Origin of the sequence: Neobacillus sp. OS1-32 (assembly GCF_030915425.1) — a bacterium.
GTDB classification, from domain to species: domain Bacteria; phylum Bacillota; class Bacilli; order Bacillales; family Cytobacillaceae; genus Neobacillus; species Neobacillus paridis.
Map to the genome: position 1 here is coordinate 3,898,834 of NZ_CP133263.1, position 19,338 is coordinate 3,918,171.

Here is a 19,338-nt window from a genome sequence, read left to right on the forward strand (position 1 = left end):
GTCAGGCACCATTTTTAATAATATTTTTCTTCTTTTCTGAACTGCTTCCTAAATAAAGAGGCTTATAGCTGTTTTCATATTACCAATCATCATCGTATTCGTCATCAAAGTCCATAATCCGGCTTTGCTCCCATTCCTCACGGGTGATCCCGGATGAAAACAGTTCATTTTGAACTTCTTCACTGTTCCATTCTTCATCCCATTGATTGCCACGATAATTTGGATCTAAAAACAACTTGATCACCTCCCAATGTTAGCTTTGCCCATTTTGCAAAATTTAACAGGGAAATTTTATGGCAGCATGAAAAAACCGGCAGACCATGCCGGTTTCTTTAAAAAACATACTTTATTAGCGATTTTTACAGATATATTAGCGAATTTATAGGTTTTATTAGCGAATTCGTGTTATATATTAGCTGATTGAAGGGTTTTATTAGCGATTCAAAAATAGCACAATCTTTAGAAAAAACCTTCATTATTATTTTTGCAAAAATGCCAGCTGAATAAAAAAGAGGACAGCGAACACATACACTAAGGGATGAACATCGCGCCACTTTCTTCTAACTATTTTTAAAAGTGGATAGCTGATAAATCCAAGGGCAATACCTGTTGAGATACTGGATGTCAAGGGCATGCTTAAAATGGTCAGAAAAGCCGGAAAGGCCTCGTCAAGCTCGTCCCAGCGAATTTTGGCAATACTGCCCATCATCAAACTTCCGACAATGATTAAAGCAGGTGCGGTGATCGCCGAAAGTCCGGAAACCGCACTGACAAGCGGCCCGAAGAAAGCAGCGAGAATAAACAGAACACCAATGGTAAGCGATGTCAGCCCGGTCCGGCCGCCAGCGGCAACACCTGATGTCGATTCAATAAAGGCCGTTGTTGGGCTCGTCCCAAACATTGCCCCAACCGCCGTTCCTAATGAGTCGGCAAGTAAAGCATGGCGGGCTCGCGGCAGTTTGTCGCCTTTCATTAAGCCAGCTTGGTTGGCAACACCAACCATTGTTCCGGTCGTATCAAAAATTGTCACCAAAATGAACGAAAATACAACAGCGTAGAGGCTGTGCTGAATGACATCGCCAAAGGCCGAAAGCGGATTGGCAATGATCAAGCCTTCCGGCAAAGACGGAATCCCAATAAAACCTTTGTCAAATGAAAGCTGGCCTGTAAAGTAAGCAATGATACCTGAAATGATCATTCCGAAAAATAACGCTCCATTCACCCGTAACAATAGTAATATCAGGGTAATGGCGAGGCCGACGATCGTTAATATTGCTGACGGTGTGTGCAAGTTCCCGAGACGAACGAGATTATCAGGGTCAGCAGTAATAATTTTGGTTAAGCGTAAGCTGATAAAGGCAATAAATAGGCCAATTCCTGCGGTAATTCCGTACTTCAGATTTTCGGGAATGGCCTCAATCAATTTTTCCCTCAGTGGGGTTAAAGATAAGATAACAAAGATAATTCCGGCAACAAATACAGCAGCGAAAGCTGTTTCGTAGTTAATGTGCTGCGGACCGCCGACGACTGAATAGGCAAAGTAAGCATTGAGCCCCATCCCGGGAGCGATCGCAATTGGATAGTTGGCAAACAGTGCCATCCAAAGGGTTCCGATAACAGAAGCAATGATCGTAGCGGTGAAAACTTGATTAAATGGAACACCGGCATCCGAAAGAATAACCGGGTTCACCACTACGATGTAAACCATGGTAAAAAAGGTAGTAATTCCGGCGATTAACTCAGTTTTAACGTTTGTTCGATTTTCTTTTAGTTTAAACATGCTGTTCCTCCGTAAACACGAACATTTTTTAAAAACAATTAATATATTATTCGTTTTTAAATGGAATTTCAATAGTGAATTTTATTTTTCCCTGAATAATGTCTGTTCATTCCTACCTAATCCAAGCGGAGATTGTCTTTTTTGAAAAAAAACCGAATGGTGCCTGATGCCGAAGGAAAGAAAAAAGACCCGTGCGACAGGTCTTTTCAGCAGTGGCTTGGCAACTCTCGATTGTTAAGGGTTGAGGTTTTGCCGGGTGGTTTCAAGGTGTTGAATCGAGGTGTGAAGCATTCTTTCATATATATCTAAAATGGTTTGCCCGTAATTTCTACCGGGAACAGCCCATTTTCCGTTTAAGGCGATCCATGTTGGAGCAGAGCCTCTTTCAACTAAATGAAAGCGGGGGTCTACGAGTGGATAGCGGCTGGGCAGATTTTTTGTGGTAGCGTAGGCATATAAATGCTGAAGATGTGCGAGTACCCCTTCTTCCGCTGTTTTAAAGCTTGCGCCTCGGGCTTTGGATCCTGTAGCACCTAACCCCGAAAAGTTATTTTGCTCAAGAGTCACATCCCCGGTAAACCGAAAATAGTCTGTTTCAAGTAGGGCTTGTGCAAAAGCCACGTCTCCTCTAATCCCATAGTAATCTCCAAAGGTTAGATAATAACTTCCCAGTTCGGGTGCTTTGGGGTTTATATTTTTGACAAACCGATTCATTTGTTCAGGGGATAGGAAAATCGGTCCTAAAATGGTGAAGCCGGATGGGCTGCCGTTCACCGGGTCGACCGTCGTACTGCCGGCGGAGGAATTGCTGCTTGAGTTTTCACTGGAACTTTCGGTTGCGCTAGTGTTTCCACCATCTTCTCCTGTTTTTTCGCCGGAATTGATGCTGTTCTCGCTGGAATTGGTGCTGCTCCCGCCAGCATTGTTGCTGTTCTCGCCGGAATTAGTGTTGCTCCCGCCAGCATTGTTGCTGTTCTCGCCAGAATTAGTGCTGCTCCCGCCAGAATTGGTGTTGCTCCCTTCGGAATTTGCGATGCTCTTGCCGGAATTTGCACTGGTTCCGCTGGCGGATTTTCCACTTTTATTGTCTGAGGTGCTTTCTTTTTCGATTACAATAAAGGAGTCATTATATCCTACCTTTTCCAGCTTGTTTAACAGTGCCTCCGCTTTTGGGCGGCTTGTAAAAGACCCAGCTTGGACCCGATACCAGGTGGCACCTGATATTTTGGCAGTCACGATCGATGATTTCATGCCGATCTTGCTTAGGGCTGCGACTCTTTCTTGGGCATTTTCCTTTGCTTTAAACGAGCCGACCATGACTTTATAGACTGTTGCCGCATTGCTGTCCGCTGCTTTGGTTGGTTCTTTCGGCTTGGTGGCAGGCGCTTTCTTTTTAAGTTTAAAAGCCTTCGCCAGACCGTTTGCGTGACCTTGGGCGACATCCTGGCGCCAAGAGCCCTGTTTCATTAACGCGGCATCGTGGGCATTATCGATAAAACCGTTCTCGGTTAACAAAGCCGGCATGGCTGACTCCCGAAGCACGTGAAAATTGGCCTTTTTCTCGCCGCGGTCCTGTAACTTGTTCATTTTTAATACTTCGGTGTGAATAATATTTTGATATTTTGCTGTTGTAGAAGTGCTTGCTAAATCGCGATATATATAGTCTTCGTAGCCTTGAGCAGTCTTGCTGTCGGAATTGATATGAATCGCTAAATAAAAGTCTGCTCCCCATTTGTTGGCCTCTGTGGTCCGCTGACTTAAACTAACGGTAGTATCACTTGTACGGCTCATTTTCACGTCGACATTTTCATAGTCATTGAGGAGGATTTTGCGCAGTTTGAGCGCAATATCCAAGGTAATGTCCTTCTCATTCAACCCATTCCCCTGGGCACCAGGATCTTGTCCGCCATGTCCTGGGTCTAAATAAAGCTTCATTTTATCTCCTCCATTCAAATTAAATAGATGTTACATAATATGGTATGGTACACGCGGAAAATCGTTCCAGAATAGACCGTTCCGCCGATCTGAGTACCTCCATAATCTATATATTGAAATAAAAGGATTAAGGACGTGGAGGGTTTTCAGCAGTTTCTAAACTTCCATAACGTATAACAAGCGGATATGTTTTAAAAATGTTATAATACTTAACGTAAGAAGAATCTTATTTTTAAGGAGCAATGTACTATGATTCTCGTTGTCGGCGGAGCTGGCTACATTGGCAGCCATCTTGTGAAGGAATTAGTCGAAAAAGAAGAGGTTGTTGTGTTGGACAACTTGTCAACCGGTCATCGTGAAGCAGTCGATAATCGGGCGATTTTTGTAAAAGGTGACCTTGGTAATGTAGATGATTTATTAATGGTGTTCAGAAGCTATCCAATAAAAGCCGTCATGCATTTCGCAGCAAACAGCCTAGTTGGGGAATCGGTAGTCGACCCTTTAAAATATTACGAAAATAACGTAGCATCCACGATCATGCTGTTAAAAGTAATGATGAGATTCAAGGTGAAAAACTTTATTTTTTCATCGACAGCAGCAACTTACGGTATTCCAAATGTTGATATGATCGATGAAACAACTCCTACTGCACCAATTAATCCGTATGGTCGTTCGAAATTAATGGTTGAGCAGGTGCTTGCTGATTTTTCAAAAGCCTATGGATTGAAGTATGTGGTCCTGCGCTACTTTAATGCGGCAGGTGCTCATAAGTCAGCAGTAATTGGCGAAAGTCATGATCCGGAAACGCATTTGATTCCAATTGTGCTGCAGCATCTCTTAGGACAACGGGACAAGGTTTCGGTGTTTGGCTCGGATTATGAAACAGAGGATGGTACATGTATCCGTGATTATATTCATGTCACCGATTTGGCTTCTGCTCATATTCTCGCCCTTGAGGCGTTATTGTCTGGGGAAAAATCAGCGGAGATTTATAATTTGGGCAATGGACTCGGTTATTCGGTCAAAGAAGTGATTGAGACGTGTGAGCGCGTGACGGGCCTAAAGGCCAATATCGAAATGGCGGACCGTCGCCCGGGCGACCCCGCAAGACTCGTGGCGTCTTCCCAAAAAATCGACGACGAATTAGGCTGGAAAGCGGAAAGAAACTTGGAACAAATTATCGCCGATGCCTGGAAATGGCACCAAAACCAAACATACTAAAAATAGAAAGGTGCATGGAAAATATATTAAGTACTTCGCACCTATAGAAAAGCCCCAGGTGATTTCCCTATCACCTGGGGCTTTTGTGTCTAATAATTTTATTTTAAAATCTTTACTTTTACCGTTTTTCTTCCCCATTGAAGTGCTTTCTTCTTGGATGGAATGAAGACATCAATTTTTTTGCCACGCATGGCACCGCCAGTATCAGCTGCAACGGCATAACCATAGCCTTCCACATATACCTTTGTTCCTAATTTAATTAAGCGCGGGTCGACAGATATTACTTTCAGCTTCGGGTTTTTTCTGAGATTTAAACCGGTAGCTGTAATTCCTGAACAGCGTTTGCAACTGGCTGTGTAGGCAGTTGCCGTAACCGTCATTGATCTGATAACCTTTGATTTCTTCGACTTACTTGTTGAAGCTTTTTGTACTTTCTTAGATGCAGATTTAGTCGAACTGTAGACGGCCAATTTCTGCTTAGGATGAATTATATTTGATTTAAGGTGATTCCATTTTTTTAAATTGTTTACCGAAGTTTTATAGATTTTGGCTATTCGGTAAAGTGAGTCCCCGCTTTTTACGGTATATGTATTGGTAGCGGCTGAAGCTGCGTGATTGCTTCCCAATAAAACAAGACCTGCTAAACCAAATGTTAGGAGGAATTTCTTCATATTCAAACCCCTTTCTATGTTTAAAACGATAACATACTAGTATTACAGGATTATTTCAGTAGTTTACTAGTTTCGTGACAAAATATTTTCAAATCAGTAATAATTTCCATTAATATCTCCGCTGGCTAGAGTAAGAACCCCCCTGCCAGCCCAAACCTCCCCTTAATACGCGCAATAATCCAAGGTATTCAGGCACCATGTGAATTTTTCACATGGTGCCTGACACCACAAAAAGACATTTGCCGCATTTTGTCCACCTGGGGAGGACAATTTTCCATTTTTTGTGTCCGTCTCAGGTGGATTTGTGTCCATGGATGGTGCCTGACACCAAGTTATATTCTCCTGTTTATTACAAATAATAGACTTTGTTTGCATCTTTTTTTATAAAGGGAGGATTTTTAACATTGGAGAAGCAGCTTTTGGTGGTGGTGGTTTTGCTTTTTTTCATAGCGATGCAGTTGGGTCCAACTGAGGTATTAGCGGCTGAGAAGGGTTCTGCCGGACGTGTTGGTTTCGGTAGTGGCAGTGGTAATAAAATCAATGGTGGTGATAGTACGGTGCAGCTGCGCTTGCTGGAGACTTCGGATCTCCATGTATACTTGGCGAATTATGACTATTACCAGACAAAAGAGGATAACAAGGTTGGTTTGGTTAAAACAGCAACTCTCATCAAGCAAGCCAGAAATGAAGTGAAAAACTCTATGTTGTTTGACAATGGCGACCACATTCAAGGCAATCCTCTCGGTGACTATGTAGCCGAAAACAAAGGACTAACAAAGGGCTACGTTCATCCGGTTTACCGCGCATTTAATCTGCTTGGCTATGATGCCATTACTCTAGGTAACCATGAGTTTAATTACGGCCTTGATTTTTTAACTGAGGCACTTAAAGGGGCGCAAATGCCTGTCGTGAATGCTAATATCCTAGATGCCAACGTTCCTCATGGAAAAAATAAACCTTACTTTCCACCATATATCCTGCTGAAAAAGAAAGTCATAGATGAACAGGGAGAACAGCACATCCTTAAGGTAGGAGTAATTGGCTTTACACCGCCGCAAATAAGTGAATGGGATCGAGCGAACCTGGAAGGGAAAGTGATCACAAAATCGATTGTCGAAGCGGCGCAGGAATGGGTTCCAATCATGAAAAAGAACGGGGCCGATGTCATCGTTGCCTTGGCCCATACGGGGATTAGCGCCAAAACCTACCAGCCAGGAATGGAAAACGCTGCGTATTATTTATCAACAATTAAGGATATTGATGCTATTTTAGCAGGCCATCAGCACAATACCTTTCCAGGACCAAAATATAAGGATCTGCCTCACACGGATTTGGAGAAAGGCACGATCAACGGTAAACCAGTGGTGATGCCCGGGGCATTTGGCAGTCATCTGGGAGTGGTCGACTTGCAATTACAGAAGAAACACGGAAAGTGGCAGGTCGTTGACGGGAGCGGTTCATTAAGGCCGATTACTGATGAAAAAGGATACTCTCTAGTAGCGACTGATCAGAAATTAATGAAGGCAATTTTACCAGAGCATAAAGCTACGATTAATTATGTCAATCGGGCTGTCGGCGAAACAACCGCACCAATCTTCAGCTATTTTGCACTTGTTAAAGACGACCCTTCGGTGCAAATTTTGAACAATGCCCAGACCGATTATTTGCAGGAAAAATTGAGGGACCCAGTTTTCAGCCAATATGCCAGTATTCCTGTGTTGTCTGCGGCAGCACCGTTCAAAGCAGGCGGCCGCGGGGGAGCCGATTATTATACGGATATCCCGAAAGGCAGCTTGGCAATTAAAAATGTTGCCGATCTATATGTCTATCCAAATTTGCTTTATGCGGTTTTGGTGAATGGCGCCCAACTGAAAGATTGGCTGGAGATGAGTGCGGGCCAGTTCAATCAAATTGATCCTGGGAAAACAGAGGAGCAGCAATTAATCAATCCTGATTTCCGTTCTTATAATTTTGATGTTATGGATGGGGTAGAATACCAAATTGATGTGACGAAGCCGGCAAAATACGACGTTAATGGCAATGTCCTGAATGTGAATAACACACGAATTGTCAATCTTACCTATCAGGGTAGGGCGGTAACGAGAGAGCAGCGGTTTATTGTGGCGACTAACAACTACCGCGCTTCAAGCACCATTTTTCCTGGAGTTAAGCAGGGAGAGATCATTGTAAAAACACCAGTCGAAAGCCGACAGATTATTGCCAGCTATATCCAGAGGAACAACACGCTCAATCCTTCTGCCGACCAAAACTGGTCGATCGCGAAAATCAAAGGCAGAACAATAACGACATTCTACTCATCACCAAAAGCGCAAAACTATGTCAACCTATACAAAGATATCCAATACCTCGGACCATCAAACAACGGCTTCGCCAAATATTCAATAGACCTTAACCAATAGTCCATGATGAGGAGCCTTCGATGGGTTCCTTTTGAAAGGTGCCTGACACCGTCTGTGGACACAATTCCACCTGGGATGGACACAATAAATGGAAAAGTGTCTTCTCCAGGTGTACAAAATGAGGAAAGTGTCTTTTTGTGGTGCCTGACACCCACAGTTGTTGTATGATATTAGGGAAAAAATATTTTGTATAGGACGGCTTATGATGAAGCGATTGTTGAAGGATATGTTGTTGATTTTTATTGGGGCGCTGGTGTTTGCGCTTGGGGTCAATTTTTTTACCATTCCAAACAGGCTTTCGGAGGGTGGCGTTTTAGGGATTACAATTATTACCCACTATTTATTTCATTGGTCACCAGGGGTGGTGAATTTCGCTTTAAATGCTGCGCTGATTGGACTTGGTTATAAATTTTTTGCCAAAAGAACGTTTGTTTATACGCTGATCTCTCTTGCTGCCTGCTCCCTCTTTTTGTTTTTAACAGAAGGCGCGGGCCGGCGGTTAACAGAAGATACACTGCTAGCCTCAGTGTTTGCCGGCTTATTAGTAGGAATTGGTCTGGGGCTGATTTTTCGCTCCGGGGGAACGTCGGGAGGAACAACAATTTTAGCCCAGCTGGCGAACCAATATTTTGGCTGGAGTATCGCCAAAGCAATGTTAATTCTTGATGTTACTGTGGTAGCAGCTTCTGTGTTGATCATCGGCTTGGAAAAAGCGATGTACACCCTGTTGGTAGTTTATATTGGTGCGAAAGCAATTGATTTCATTGTTGAGGGACTGGATGAACGAGTTGCGGTGTTAATCATTTCTAATGAGCCTGAGCAGGTGCTGACCAATATCACGGAAAAAATGTCACGTGGACTCACTGTTTTAGACGGTCGTGGAGGTTACACCGGTCAAGACAAAAAAGTACTGTATATTGTTATAAATAAACAGGAAATCGTTCAATTGAAACATATTATCCGCGAGATAGACGAGCATGCGTATGTCACTGTCCATAGCGTTCACGAGATGATGGGCAAAGGCTATAAGGCTGTTTAAGTAAAATTGGCTGCCTATGTTATTTTAACAATTTTTCGAAAGCTTTTTCTAGAGGATTTACCTTGTGGTTAATCTCGAGTATGATGTGAATGGTAATAATCAAACATTAGATGTTGAAAGCCGGTGGTATCAATGAAATCATTTTTTAAAAATTACCGTTTCACGATTATTTTGCTCGGGGCAATTGTTATTGGCGGAGCAGCTGGTCTGATTTTTGGAACCAAAACTGCCGTGGTTAAGCCGTTTGGGGACTTATTTCTTAATTTGATGTTTATGATCATTGTCCCTTTGGTGTTTTTCAGCATTGCATCAGCGATTGCCAATATGCATGAAATGAAGCGGCTGGGAAAAATCATGGGCAGTATTTTGCTTGTGTTCCTGGCGACCGCGTTGGTAGCAGCAGTGCTTGGGTTAATCGGCGCTTCCATCATTCACCCGATTCAATCTGCTGATATCGGAGCGATCAAGAAGATCATGACGGATGCAGCTGTAGATGCAAAACAGGAACATGTGCCTGTTCTCAGTCAATTGGTCAACACTTTTACAGTGTCTGATTTTAATCTGTTGTTATCACGAAGCAATATGCTGCAACTTATTGTGTTTGCGCTGCTATTTGGCGTTTCAACAGCGCTTGTTGGTGAGAAGGGAAAACCAGTCGCTAACTTTTTATCATCAGCGACAACCGTCATCATGAAGATGGTCGGCATGGTGATGTACTATGCGCCAATTGGCCTCGGCTGTTACTTTGCTGCTGTAATTGGCGAGCTGGGACCGCAAATTTTGGAGGGCTATGCCCGCTCGTTTGTCTTATATTTAATTTTAACTGTGATTTATTATTTTGGATTTTTTACCCTATACGCCTTTCTAGCTGGCGGCAGGGACGGAGTGAAGATTTTTTGGAAAAATGCTATTACCCCATCCGTCACGGCGATCGCAACTTGTTCAAGTGCAGCTTGTATTCCGGTTAACCTAGCGGCCGTTCGAAAAATGGGGGTTTCCCAGGATATCGCCGAGACGATTATTCCGCTTGGTGCCAACACTCATAAGGACGGCTCTGTCTTCGGCGGTGTACTAAAAATTGTGTTCTTATTTGCCCTGTTTGGCAAAGATATGACCAGCATTTCGAGTATTTTAAGTATCCTTGGGGTTGCCTTTTTGGTTGGGGCCGTCATGGGGGCGATTCCAGGCGGAGGCATGATAGGCGAGATGCTAATTATCAGTGTATACGGCTTCCCGCCGGAAACCCTGCCGATTATCGCAGTCATCAGCACGATCATCGACGCGCCAGCGACTCTCCTCAATTCCACTGGAAACACTGTCACCGCTTTAATGGTAACAAGACTTGTGGAAGGGAAAAAGTGGATAACCAAAGCCATCCAAGGAAGTGCTTAATTGCTTTTGTAGCGCCCACTTTTTAGTGCTTTTTTTGGTGCATTTTTGTAGCTCTTTTGGTGCCTGACACCATTCGTGGACATTTGTTCGCGTACGGTGGACACATTTTTTACCATAATTCTTATAGCTTTAAAAAAATGCTGCAGGACATTAGGTTCTTGCAGCATTTTTTGGTTTGTTTCCAGCAATGGTTCAGATTAGTTGTTTCAAGTTTACAACCTAATCAAGTTGATTTTGCGTTTTTTGAAAGCTGTTTTGCCGAAGGCTGTAAGTTTCCCGGGAAATATCACTATATTTGGAGGCCGTCTTACAGGAATTTTTATATGTAATGAAACTATGAATAATAATAGGCAGTGAAAATGGGGGAGAAATCACTACCGGATTTTTTAGCACAAGTAGGCTGATTCGGCGTATAATACTACGAATCAGAAAAATAGGAGGTGTCGCCTAATGTATCCCTTCACCAATTACTACGATGCTATATACAGGCAAACCAACAAATTTGTCGGTGATATTGAAAAAGCGATCAATGGTGAGTATAGTGCAATTGATTGCTATGCAAAGCTGGCAAATTTAGCTCCTAATCAAAAAGAACGAGAGCGTATTCTCGAGATCCGGCAGGACGAGATTAAACATTATCAGGAGTTTGTCCGGATTTACCGCCAATTGACTGGTAGGCAGCCACAGCCAAAAATTGTCGAGCAATGTCCAGGTCATTATCGTAACGGTTTGGAATTTGCACTCCAAGATGAGCAAAAAACCGTAGATTTTTATATGGAAATTGCGGATGCAGCGACCGATCAATTCATAAAAGGGGCTTTCCACAGGGCAGCAATTGATGAACAAAATCACGCAGTATGGTTCTTATATTTTTTTCAAAAAGCAAAGTGAATCATTTAAAAAAGCCCTTGTTCTGTCGGTTATTTAACCAAACAAGGGCTGTTGACTTTTTGTGAAAAAATAATTGTGTTTACAAATTGTTTAACGTGATAACATTTAAATTCAGTCACTGTCGCCTCCGTAGGAATTACTGCTTCCATCCGAAATTCCGCCTCCATCAGAGTCTTCGTTATCATAGGCTCGCTCATTGTAACCGTCATGAGAATCATTGGTGCTATGTTTGGAGCTTTCCCTTTTGCTAACACTTGGAATTATCAATAATGCCAGGATAATTAATATAGTGCCAAAGAACTCTTGTGTTACAAAAATAAGATAAACTCCACCCGCTAGCAGAAGAACACCGATAATCCGTTGAATCAGTCTAACACTTTTCAGAGACATCCCCCCTCTTTGAAAGCTATACTAATAAATATTAGCGCCAGAGCCTTTTTATACTTCATATAGGTGTTTTGGCTTGGTCGTTTTTTCGTTTCTTGATTGACTGAATTTTGATCAGAAGGCGAAGGCTTTGTGAAAGTTTGTTGAACTTACCATTTTCGAAAGTTTTCCTTGTATAATGATATAAAGTAGAATGGTTAGGCCCCCAGACAAAACTTGAAAAATCCAATGTGCCAACCCGCTTTCACATCTGCCTGTTTTTTTATGTCAATTGGTATCACTCCGTAAACTTACTGTCGGTAATCCTTTCCAGCTGCCTGTTAATTTGTGTCACTCTGCAATTCCGCGACTTTAGCACGGGCAAAATAAATTCACCATACCTTGATGATTCATCCAATATTTTTTAATAAAGGAGTTGTTGACCTTGGTTCGTAATCTTCGAATTTGGTTTGAAGGTGCGAAGTTTCATGTGACATCCAGAGGAATTAGGAGGAGTTCATTGTTTTTAGCGGATCAAGATTATAAAATGTATCTTTCACTGCTGGAAGAAACGATGATGAAACACCCTTTTATTCTCTACAGTTATTGCTTAATGACTAACCACATTCACCTGCAGCTTGAAACAATCGATACCCCGCTCAGCCCCATCATGAAGCATCTCAACACAAAATATGCCAAGTATTTTAATAAAAAATATGATTATTCCGGTCATGTATTCGACAAGCGTTATGGTGCGGAACTGCTCAATTCTCTAGAATACGAGATTGATGTCAGCAAATATATCCACCTCAATCCAGTAGCAGCAGGAATCGTTTCAGCGCCAGAAGATTATCCTTGGAGCAGTTATCGAGCCTACGCTTTTGCCGAAACGATCCCGCTTATTGACCCCAATCGGCTTCTCTCCTCCTTTCCCGATCCGCCTTCCCTGCATTATCAACAATATATGAAAGCCTTGCCGACGGACAGGCTGATTTGGAAAAATAATAAGCTTTATCTGGCAAGTTTGGAGGAACCAATATGTGGGCGCAGGTAAGTAGCATTGGCTTAAAAGGAATGGAAGGCTATCGCCTTCGTGTAGAGGTAAGCACTTGTGTAGGAGCGGATTCGTTTAAAATTGTCGGGCTGCCCGATGCGGCAGTAAAAGAAGCGAAGGAGAGGATAAGGGCTGCTCTCGGTTCCTTGGGCTATGTCATTTCCGGACAAAGAATTATCATAAACCTTTCTCCGCCTGATCAAAAGAAAATGGGTTCATTGTTTGACCTGTCGATGGCGATTGCGCTTTTAATCAGCCTTCATGAGCTGGAAGGAGCAGTCGCGGAAGATACTGGCTTTATCGGGGCATTATCGCTGGACGGATCGCTTCAGCCGGTTGAAGGGATGCTTGCAGCAGTACTTGCGGCGAAAAAGGTAGGTCTCAAAAGGCTTTATCTGCCATTCGATGAAAAATTGCCACCGCTTGATGTTGTAGGGGTAGAACTTATTTTTGCTCACTCATTGCAGGATGTTATCGGGCACTTATCCGGACAGTGGATTCCACCTCATTTTTTAAAACCGAATGCGGTGGAGCAAATGGATGAAAGGGGGGATTATCCCGACTTTCAACAAATTATTGGACATTCCTACGCCAAGTTCGCCTTAGAAGTAGCGGCAGCAGGCGGACATCACGTATTGATGACAGGGCCACCAGGATGTGGAAAAAGCTTGCTGGCCTGGAGTTTGCCGACCATTTTGCCTGCTTTAACCCGAAAAGCCCAGCTTGAAGTAATGAGTCTGTATCAATTAGCACATATAAGCTATTTGTCGACGGCCGTGCCGCCCTTTCGGAATCCGCATCACTCTGCCTCGGGTGTGTCGATTATTGGCGGTGGTCAATATCCAAAACCTGGTGAAATATCGCTTGCCCATCATGGCGTATTATTTTTGGATGAAATAGGCGAGTTCTCGAAAAAAACATTAGATATGCTGCGCCAGCCCTTAGAAAATGGAGACATTACTATCAGTCGAACTCACGCCACGATTACATACCCTGCCTCGTTTATCATGCTGGCAGCCATGAACCCTTGCCCTTGCGGCTATGCCGGGTCTAATTCGCATTATTGCATCTGTTCAGCGAGGCAAGTACTTGCTTATCAAAACAGGATTTCAGGGCCTTTACGGGATCGCTTTGATATCCAACTTTCATTAAAGTCCGTGGATCTGGGGATTGCCGGCGGAGATGGGCGACGGTTGGAAGAGTCGTCCAAGATGGTGCGGAAGCGGGTAGAGGCAGCACGGCAAAGGCAATACGAGCGATTTGGCAGGGAAATTACCAACGGCAGGGTGCCCTATGATGAATTGATAAAAGCAAGTCCCTTGACTCCCGAGCAGCAAAGCATGATACAACAGCTGCTTTATCAAAAAGACTGGAGCAACCGCACCCAAATCAAAATCATCCGCCTCGCCCGCACCATCTCCGACCTCTCCGATGAACGAGGATCGCAAATCAGCGACGAAAGCATCTCTGAAGCAATCAAATTAAATTCGGTGTCAGGCACCGCACGTGGACAAAATCACTAATTTGTCCACGTGGGGCGGACACTTTGGATTTATTTGGATTTTTATATAAGTAGATTCTCATTAAAAGAAAAATCAGTAGCGTTCAAAAGAAAATTGTTTTTCATTAGGTCAAGGATAAACGAACCTGTGAAACAGAGGAAATTGTCTTTAATCAAGCTTTTAAAGGACAAACCAGCCTTGAAATCAGCAAATTGTCTTTAATATGGTTATTAAAGGAAAGCCCCCCGATTCTATTTAACATTTTTAAATAAACAATAATAAACTCAGGGCCATCACGGCCATTCCGCTAATTAAACCATAGATTGATAGATGGGCTTCGTCATATCTTTTTGCAGCGGGCAATAATTCATCGAGCGAGATAAACACCATGATTCCGGCAACGGCCGCAAAAATAACCCCGAACATCACTTCATTTAAAAACGGCATTAAGAACAAATAGGCGGCGAAGGCCCCGATTGGCTCTGATAATCCAGACAAAAATGAAAGTTTAAAAGCTCTTTTTTTATCGCCAGTGGCAAAATAAATAGGAACGGACACGGCAATCCCTTCTGGAATGTTGTGGATGGCAATCGCGACGGCAATGGCAATCCCGAGCTTAGGATCTTGCAGTGCCGAAGTGAATGTGGCGATTCCTTCGGGGAAGTTATGAATGCCGATGGCCAGCGCGGTAAATGTACCCATTTTTAACAGATCCGTCTGTTTATCCGACTTTTCTGTCATACCGGGCGACTTCATATCTTCGACAGTCCGCAGCTCGTGCGGGTTGCTTTGTTTTGGGATGAACTTGTCAATGGTGGCAATCAAAAGCATTCCGGCAAAAAATCCGCCCACAGTTACCCAGTTTCCAGGCCCTGGTCCCAGCGAATGGATGAGGGCATTTTTCGCTTTAACAAAAATCTCAATCATTGATACATAAATCATTACACCCGCGGAAAAACCGAGGGTGACAGAGAGAAATTTCGTATTGGTATGTGAGGTGAAGAAGGCCAGCAAACTGCCAATCCCAGTAGAGAGGCCGGCAAATAATGTTAGTCCAAATGCTAAAAGAAGATTCTCAGACACTTTTATGTCACTCCTTTAAATGCAAAGAAATGAATTGAACGCAATATTGTATTTATATTGTATATGCCTAGAGGTAGAAATGTTTCCTCGGAGAAACATTTTATCAGTAAATTTAGGTATTCCAGCCGCGAATTACTTTTCCCTGCGACTACAGATTTGTTATCATGTTAGTAAGTCTCACCGATATTTTTTTAAAAAAGGAGATTCACTTGGAGGTACTTATGAATATGAACCCGTTAAAAGTAATGACGGTTTTTGGGACGAGGCCGGAAGCGATTAAAATGGCCCCGCTTGTAAAGGAATTAGAAAAATATCCAGATAAAATCAAGTCGATTGTAACCGTGACGGCGCAGCATCGTCAAATGTTAGACCAAGTGCTGGATATTTTTGCGATAACCCCTGATTATGATTTAAATATAATGAAGGAAAGACAGTCACTGGCAGAGATAACAACCCGTTGCCTAGAAGGGCTAAGTGATGTTTTTGCACAGGTAAAACCCGATATTGTGCTGGTTCATGGTGATACTACGACAACGTTTGTGGCCAGCTTAGCGGCGTTTTATCAACAGATCCCAATTGGGCATGTCGAGGCCGGACTTAGAACTCACAACAAATATTCGCCATACCCCGAAGAAATGAACCGGCAGTTGACAGGAGTATTAGCAGAGTTGCATTTTGCGCCAACAGTTCAGGCAAAGCGAAATCTAGTAGAAGAAAATAAGCCAGAAGAAGCCATCTTTATAACTGGAAATACGGCTATCGATGCGTTAAAAACGACCGTGAAGGCACAATACTCACATCCCGTTTTGGAACAGATCGGCAGCGATCGCTTAATCTTGATGACAGCTCACCGCAGAGAAAATCTTGGGGAACCGATGGAAAATATGTTCCGCGCGATCCGGAGGCTGGTAGAAAAGTATCCGGATGCCCAGGTTATCTACCCTGTGCACATGAACCCGGTAGTACGGGAAATTGCCGAACGGGTCCTTGGAAACAATCGTCGAATTCACCTCATAGAACCGTTAGATGTGATTGACTTTCACAATTTTGCCGAAAGAGCTTATTTGATATTAACCGACTCCGGCGGTATTCAGGAGGAGGCACCATCGCTTGGGGTTCCTGTGCTAGTTCTGCGTGACACAACCGAACGTCCCGAAGGAATTGCCGCAGGCACACTGAAACTAGCCGGTACAAATGAAGAAACCATCTTTAGACTTGCGGATGAACTCTTATCCAATCAAGCAACCCATGACCAAATGGCCAAAGCCTCCAACCCGTATGGAGACGGTCATGCCGCTAAACGGATCGTCAACGCCATCCTCTATCACTTTGGTGTTAACAATACAAGACCGAACGACTTCTAAGCATAGGTGCCAGGCACTAGTTTCCATTTTATGTGTCCGTGTGGGGTGGAATTGTGTCCACGGACGGTGTCAGGCACCATGTGAAAAATTCACATAGTGCCTGACGGCAAAATCAGTCTTAAGTCCTAGAATTGTTTCCGTTTGTGGTCTATGGTAAGCAGGAGTTTTTTCGTGTATTGTGGAAGTAAGAATAATAAATGGAAACTATGTTGTGCTGTCGAAATATGAAACATTCATTTGAGTGATTCGTATAAATAGTAAGCTTTATTTAATTTGTTAGGAGTCGATCATTATGAACCCTGTTGCATCGTTCATTTTACGGTCGTTTGTGGCTATTCCCGTGACAGTCTTAACTGGGTTTATCAGCTTTGTTTTCTTTAGGCAAAACTTTCTGCCGTCACTCGGCATCGCGATCGCCTGCGGGATTGTTGTCTATATGATCCTCGCCATTGCTCAGAGCCGCAGTTTTTTAAAAAAGCATCAGCTGACCAGAAAAGAATACCGCTATATTAGAAAAAATTTATCAGAAGCAAATAAAAAAATTAACCGTCTCAATAAATCACTTTTTACCATACGTGATCTATCATCCGTTAAACAAAGAATTGATATTCTTCGTATCACTAAAAAAATCCAAAAAATGGCTGCTAAAGAGCCGAAACGATTTTATCAGGCGGAATCATTTTATTTTTCACATTTGGATTCGATTGTCGAGTTGACAGAGAAATACAGCTTCCTAGCTTCCCAGCCGAAAAAAAATCTGGAAATCAATCAATCCCTCATCGAAACCCGGCAAACTCTAAATGAACTGACTAAAGTGTTAGAGAATGATTTGTTTCAGGTTGTTTCTGATGATGTTGACCATTTAAACTTTGAAATTGATGTAGCAAAGCATACAATAAAAAAACAAAAAGATTCCAAATTTCCCGAGGAGAATAGGTGGTTAAAATGAGCGAAAATACTCCAAATTTAAATAAACAATCCGGTGATTTATTGAATGATATTTTAGCCAATCCGTTTGGCGACGAACTTGAGTTGGCGAAGCAGCCTGCTCCAGCGGTACAAGCGGCTGAGGCAAAGCCAGTTAAATTAATCGATGTCATCCCGGAAGAACACCGGGCTAAGGCCTACCAACTTGCCGCCCAAATTGATCCAACAAACCATCAGGCGATGATTCAATATGGCACGCAAGCACAAGGAAAACTGCTCTCCTTCTCGCAAACGATGCTTGAACATGTGCAGAAAAAAGATCTCGGGGAAATCGGCGACATCATTAATGATCTCATGAAGCACTTAAATCAAGTTAATCCGGACGAATTAAGGGATGAAAAACCATCCTTTTTTGCGCGTATGTTCGGAAAAATTTCCGGATCACTTCAGGAAGCACTATCCAAATATCAAAAAACCGGTGCGCAAATTGACCGCATTACCGTAAAGCTGGAGCGCAGCAAGAATGTTTTGCTTTCCGATATAAAATTGCTTGAACAACTCTATGAAACAAATAAAGAATATTTTCAAGCCCTCAATGTTTATATTGCTGCTGGGGAATTGAAACTGGAGGAAATGCACGAGAAAATTATTCCCGAGTTGAAAAGACAGGCGGAGGCAACCAATGACCAAATGAAATTCCAAGAGGTCAATGACATGATTCAATTTGCCGACCGCTTGGACAAACGTCTCCATGATTTGAAATTAAGCCGTGAAATCACAATTCAAAGTGCACCGCAAATCCGTTTAATTCAGAATACGAACCAGGCGTTAGTGGAAAAAATTCAGTCGTCGATTGTAACGGCGATTCCGTTATGGAAAAATCAAGTGGCCATTGCCTTGACCCTGATTCGTCAGCGGCATGCCGTTGAGGCACAAAAACAAGTGTCTAAAACGACAAATGAGTTGCTGCTGAAAAATGCGGAAATGCTGAAAACCAACACAATTGAAACGGCCAAGGAAAACGAGCGCGGGCTTGTTGATATTGAAACGCTAAAGAAAACGCAGGAAAACTTGATCAGCACTTTGGAAGAAACATTGCGGATTCAGGAAGAAGGACGGCAAAAGCGCCGCCTCGCCGAGCAAGACCTAGCAACGATGGAAAACGAACTGCGGCTAAAGCTATTGGAAATCAAAGGAAATTAAGAGCAAGAAAAGCTCTCGCTAAATCTAGCGGGAGCTTTTTTGACTTCTGCAATATATACAGATGCGCCGCTGAAATAGAATGAATCGCCGATAACCGATACAAATCGCTGATAAACCATAAAGAAGCGCCGATAAATTACCCGAATTCGCTGATAAAAACTATAGATTCAGCGATAACCGGACAATCGTCAGCGCTAGTTACCCCAATCATCGGTTCAATCCGGTTTTCGAGCAACTAGGCCAGTGCTAGTTACCCCAATCATCAGGTCAATCCAGTTTTCGAGCAACTAGGCCAGTGCTAGTTACCCCAATCATCAGGTCAATCCGGTTTTCAAGCAACTAGGCCAGTGCTAGTTACCCCAATCATCAGGTCAATCCGGTTTTCAAGCAACTAGGCCAGTGCTAGTTACCCCAATCATCAGGTCAATCCAGTTTTCGAGCAACTAGACCAGTGCTAGTTACCCCAATCATCGGTTCAATCCGGTTTTCG

Annotated in this window: 16 protein-coding genes; 10 read left to right on the forward strand and 6 right to left on the reverse strand. The window is 43.1% G+C overall.

The genetic code is table 11. The features are described 5' to 3' along the window. Window positions 1-79: 79 nt before the first annotated feature. The 3 genes from RCG24_RS19155 to RCG24_RS19165 all read right to left on the reverse strand — a co-directional run bounded on the left by RCG24_RS19155 (window position 80) and on the right by RCG24_RS19165 (window position 3,715). The gene (locus RCG24_RS19155; RefSeq protein WP_202651759.1) at window positions 80-235 is read right to left on the reverse strand and encodes a hypothetical protein; all 156 of its coding nucleotides are present in this window, start codon (window positions 233-235) and stop codon (window positions 80-82) included. A gap of 243 nt (window positions 236-478) precedes the next feature. Then, window positions 479-1,780: an NCS2 family permease gene (locus RCG24_RS19160; RefSeq protein ID WP_202651757.1), complete on the reverse strand. Its 1,302-nt coding sequence runs from the start codon at window positions 1,778-1,780 to the stop codon at window positions 479-481. Window positions 1,781-2,014: 234 nt separating this feature from the next. Further along, window positions 2,015-3,715 carry an N-acetylmuramoyl-L-alanine amidase gene (locus tag RCG24_RS19165; RefSeq protein WP_306792892.1) on the reverse strand — a complete coding sequence of 567 codons (1,701 nt, stop codon included), beginning with the start codon at window positions 3,713-3,715 and terminating at the stop codon, window positions 2,015-2,017. A gap of 249 nt (window positions 3,716-3,964) precedes the next feature. Here RCG24_RS19165 and galE point away from each other — a divergent pair, with 249 nt between their 5' ends. After that, window positions 3,965-4,936 (forward strand): UDP-glucose 4-epimerase GalE, encoded by a 972-nt coding sequence (galE, locus tag RCG24_RS19170; protein ID WP_202651755.1) that lies wholly within the window; start codon window positions 3,965-3,967, stop codon window positions 4,934-4,936. 98 nt (window positions 4,937-5,034) lie between these two features. On the opposite strand, the gene RCG24_RS19175 is transcribed toward galE, so the two are convergent. Further along, window positions 5,035-5,607, reverse strand: a complete 573-nt coding sequence (locus RCG24_RS19175) for a 3D domain-containing protein (protein ID WP_202651753.1) — start codon at window positions 5,605-5,607, stop codon at window positions 5,035-5,037. Between the two features lie 404 nt (window positions 5,608-6,011). Here RCG24_RS19175 and RCG24_RS19180 point away from each other — a divergent pair, with 404 nt between their 5' ends. The 4 genes from RCG24_RS19180 (at window position 6,012) to RCG24_RS19195 (ending at window position 11,349) form a co-directional block, all read left to right on the forward strand. Beyond that, window positions 6,012-8,027, forward strand: coding sequence for a bifunctional 2',3'-cyclic-nucleotide 2'-phosphodiesterase/3'-nucleotidase (locus tag RCG24_RS19180; RefSeq protein ID WP_308077774.1), 2,016 nt, complete (start codon window positions 6,012-6,014; stop codon window positions 8,025-8,027). A 202-nt stretch (window positions 8,028-8,229) separates the two neighbouring features. Further along, on the forward strand, window positions 8,230-9,066 hold the full coding sequence (locus RCG24_RS19185) for a YitT family protein (RefSeq protein WP_308077775.1): 837 nt from the start codon (window positions 8,230-8,232) through the stop codon (window positions 9,064-9,066). 132 nt (window positions 9,067-9,198) lie between these two features. After that, the gene (locus RCG24_RS19190; protein ID WP_202651749.1) at window positions 9,199-10,458 is read left to right on the forward strand and encodes a dicarboxylate/amino acid:cation symporter; all 1,260 of its coding nucleotides are present in this window, start codon (window positions 9,199-9,201) and stop codon (window positions 10,456-10,458) included. Window positions 10,459-10,908: 450 nt separating this feature from the next. Then, on the forward strand, window positions 10,909-11,349 hold the full coding sequence (locus RCG24_RS19195) for a ferritin-like domain-containing protein (protein WP_202651747.1): 441 nt from the start codon (window positions 10,909-10,911) through the stop codon (window positions 11,347-11,349). A gap of 111 nt (window positions 11,350-11,460) precedes the next feature. On the opposite strand, the gene RCG24_RS19200 is transcribed toward RCG24_RS19195, so the two are convergent. Further along, window positions 11,461-11,739 (reverse strand): hypothetical protein, encoded by a 279-nt coding sequence (locus tag RCG24_RS19200; protein ID WP_308077776.1) that lies wholly within the window; start codon window positions 11,737-11,739, stop codon window positions 11,461-11,463. A gap of 466 nt (window positions 11,740-12,205) precedes the next feature. Here RCG24_RS19200 and RCG24_RS19205 point away from each other — a divergent pair, with 466 nt between their 5' ends. Further along, window positions 12,206-12,769 (forward strand): transposase, encoded by a 564-nt coding sequence (locus RCG24_RS19205; RefSeq protein ID WP_308079215.1) that lies wholly within the window; start codon window positions 12,206-12,208, stop codon window positions 12,767-12,769. Next, on the forward strand, window positions 12,754-14,292 hold the full coding sequence (locus tag RCG24_RS19210; RefSeq protein ID WP_308077777.1) for a YifB family Mg chelatase-like AAA ATPase: 1,539 nt from the start codon (window positions 12,754-12,756) through the stop codon (window positions 14,290-14,292). The genes RCG24_RS19205 and RCG24_RS19210 overlap by 16 nt, the downstream gene beginning before the upstream one ends. A gap of 243 nt (window positions 14,293-14,535) precedes the next feature. Here RCG24_RS19210 and zupT read toward each other — a convergent pair whose 3' ends face one another. After that, window positions 14,536-15,354: a zinc transporter ZupT gene (zupT, locus tag RCG24_RS19215; protein WP_202653244.1), complete on the reverse strand. Its 819-nt coding sequence runs from the start codon at window positions 15,352-15,354 to the stop codon at window positions 14,536-14,538. Window positions 15,355-15,581: 227 nt separating this feature from the next. On the opposite strand from zupT, the gene wecB reads away from it, so the two are divergent. From wecB to RCG24_RS19230, 3 genes are all read left to right on the forward strand, one after another. Then, on the forward strand, window positions 15,582-16,718 hold the full coding sequence (gene wecB, locus RCG24_RS19220) for a non-hydrolyzing UDP-N-acetylglucosamine 2-epimerase (RefSeq protein ID WP_202653255.1): 1,137 nt from the start codon (window positions 15,582-15,584) through the stop codon (window positions 16,716-16,718). A gap of 292 nt (window positions 16,719-17,010) precedes the next feature. Continuing rightward, window positions 17,011-17,667, forward strand: a complete 657-nt coding sequence (locus RCG24_RS19225) for a 5-bromo-4-chloroindolyl phosphate hydrolysis family protein (protein ID WP_202653245.1) — start codon at window positions 17,011-17,013, stop codon at window positions 17,665-17,667. Continuing rightward, complete coding sequence (locus RCG24_RS19230; protein ID WP_202653246.1) at window positions 17,664-18,848, forward strand: toxic anion resistance protein; 1,185 nt, start codon at window positions 17,664-17,666, stop codon at window positions 18,846-18,848. Before RCG24_RS19225 ends, RCG24_RS19230 begins: the two co-directional genes overlap by 4 nt. Window positions 18,849-19,338 lie beyond the last annotated feature (490 nt).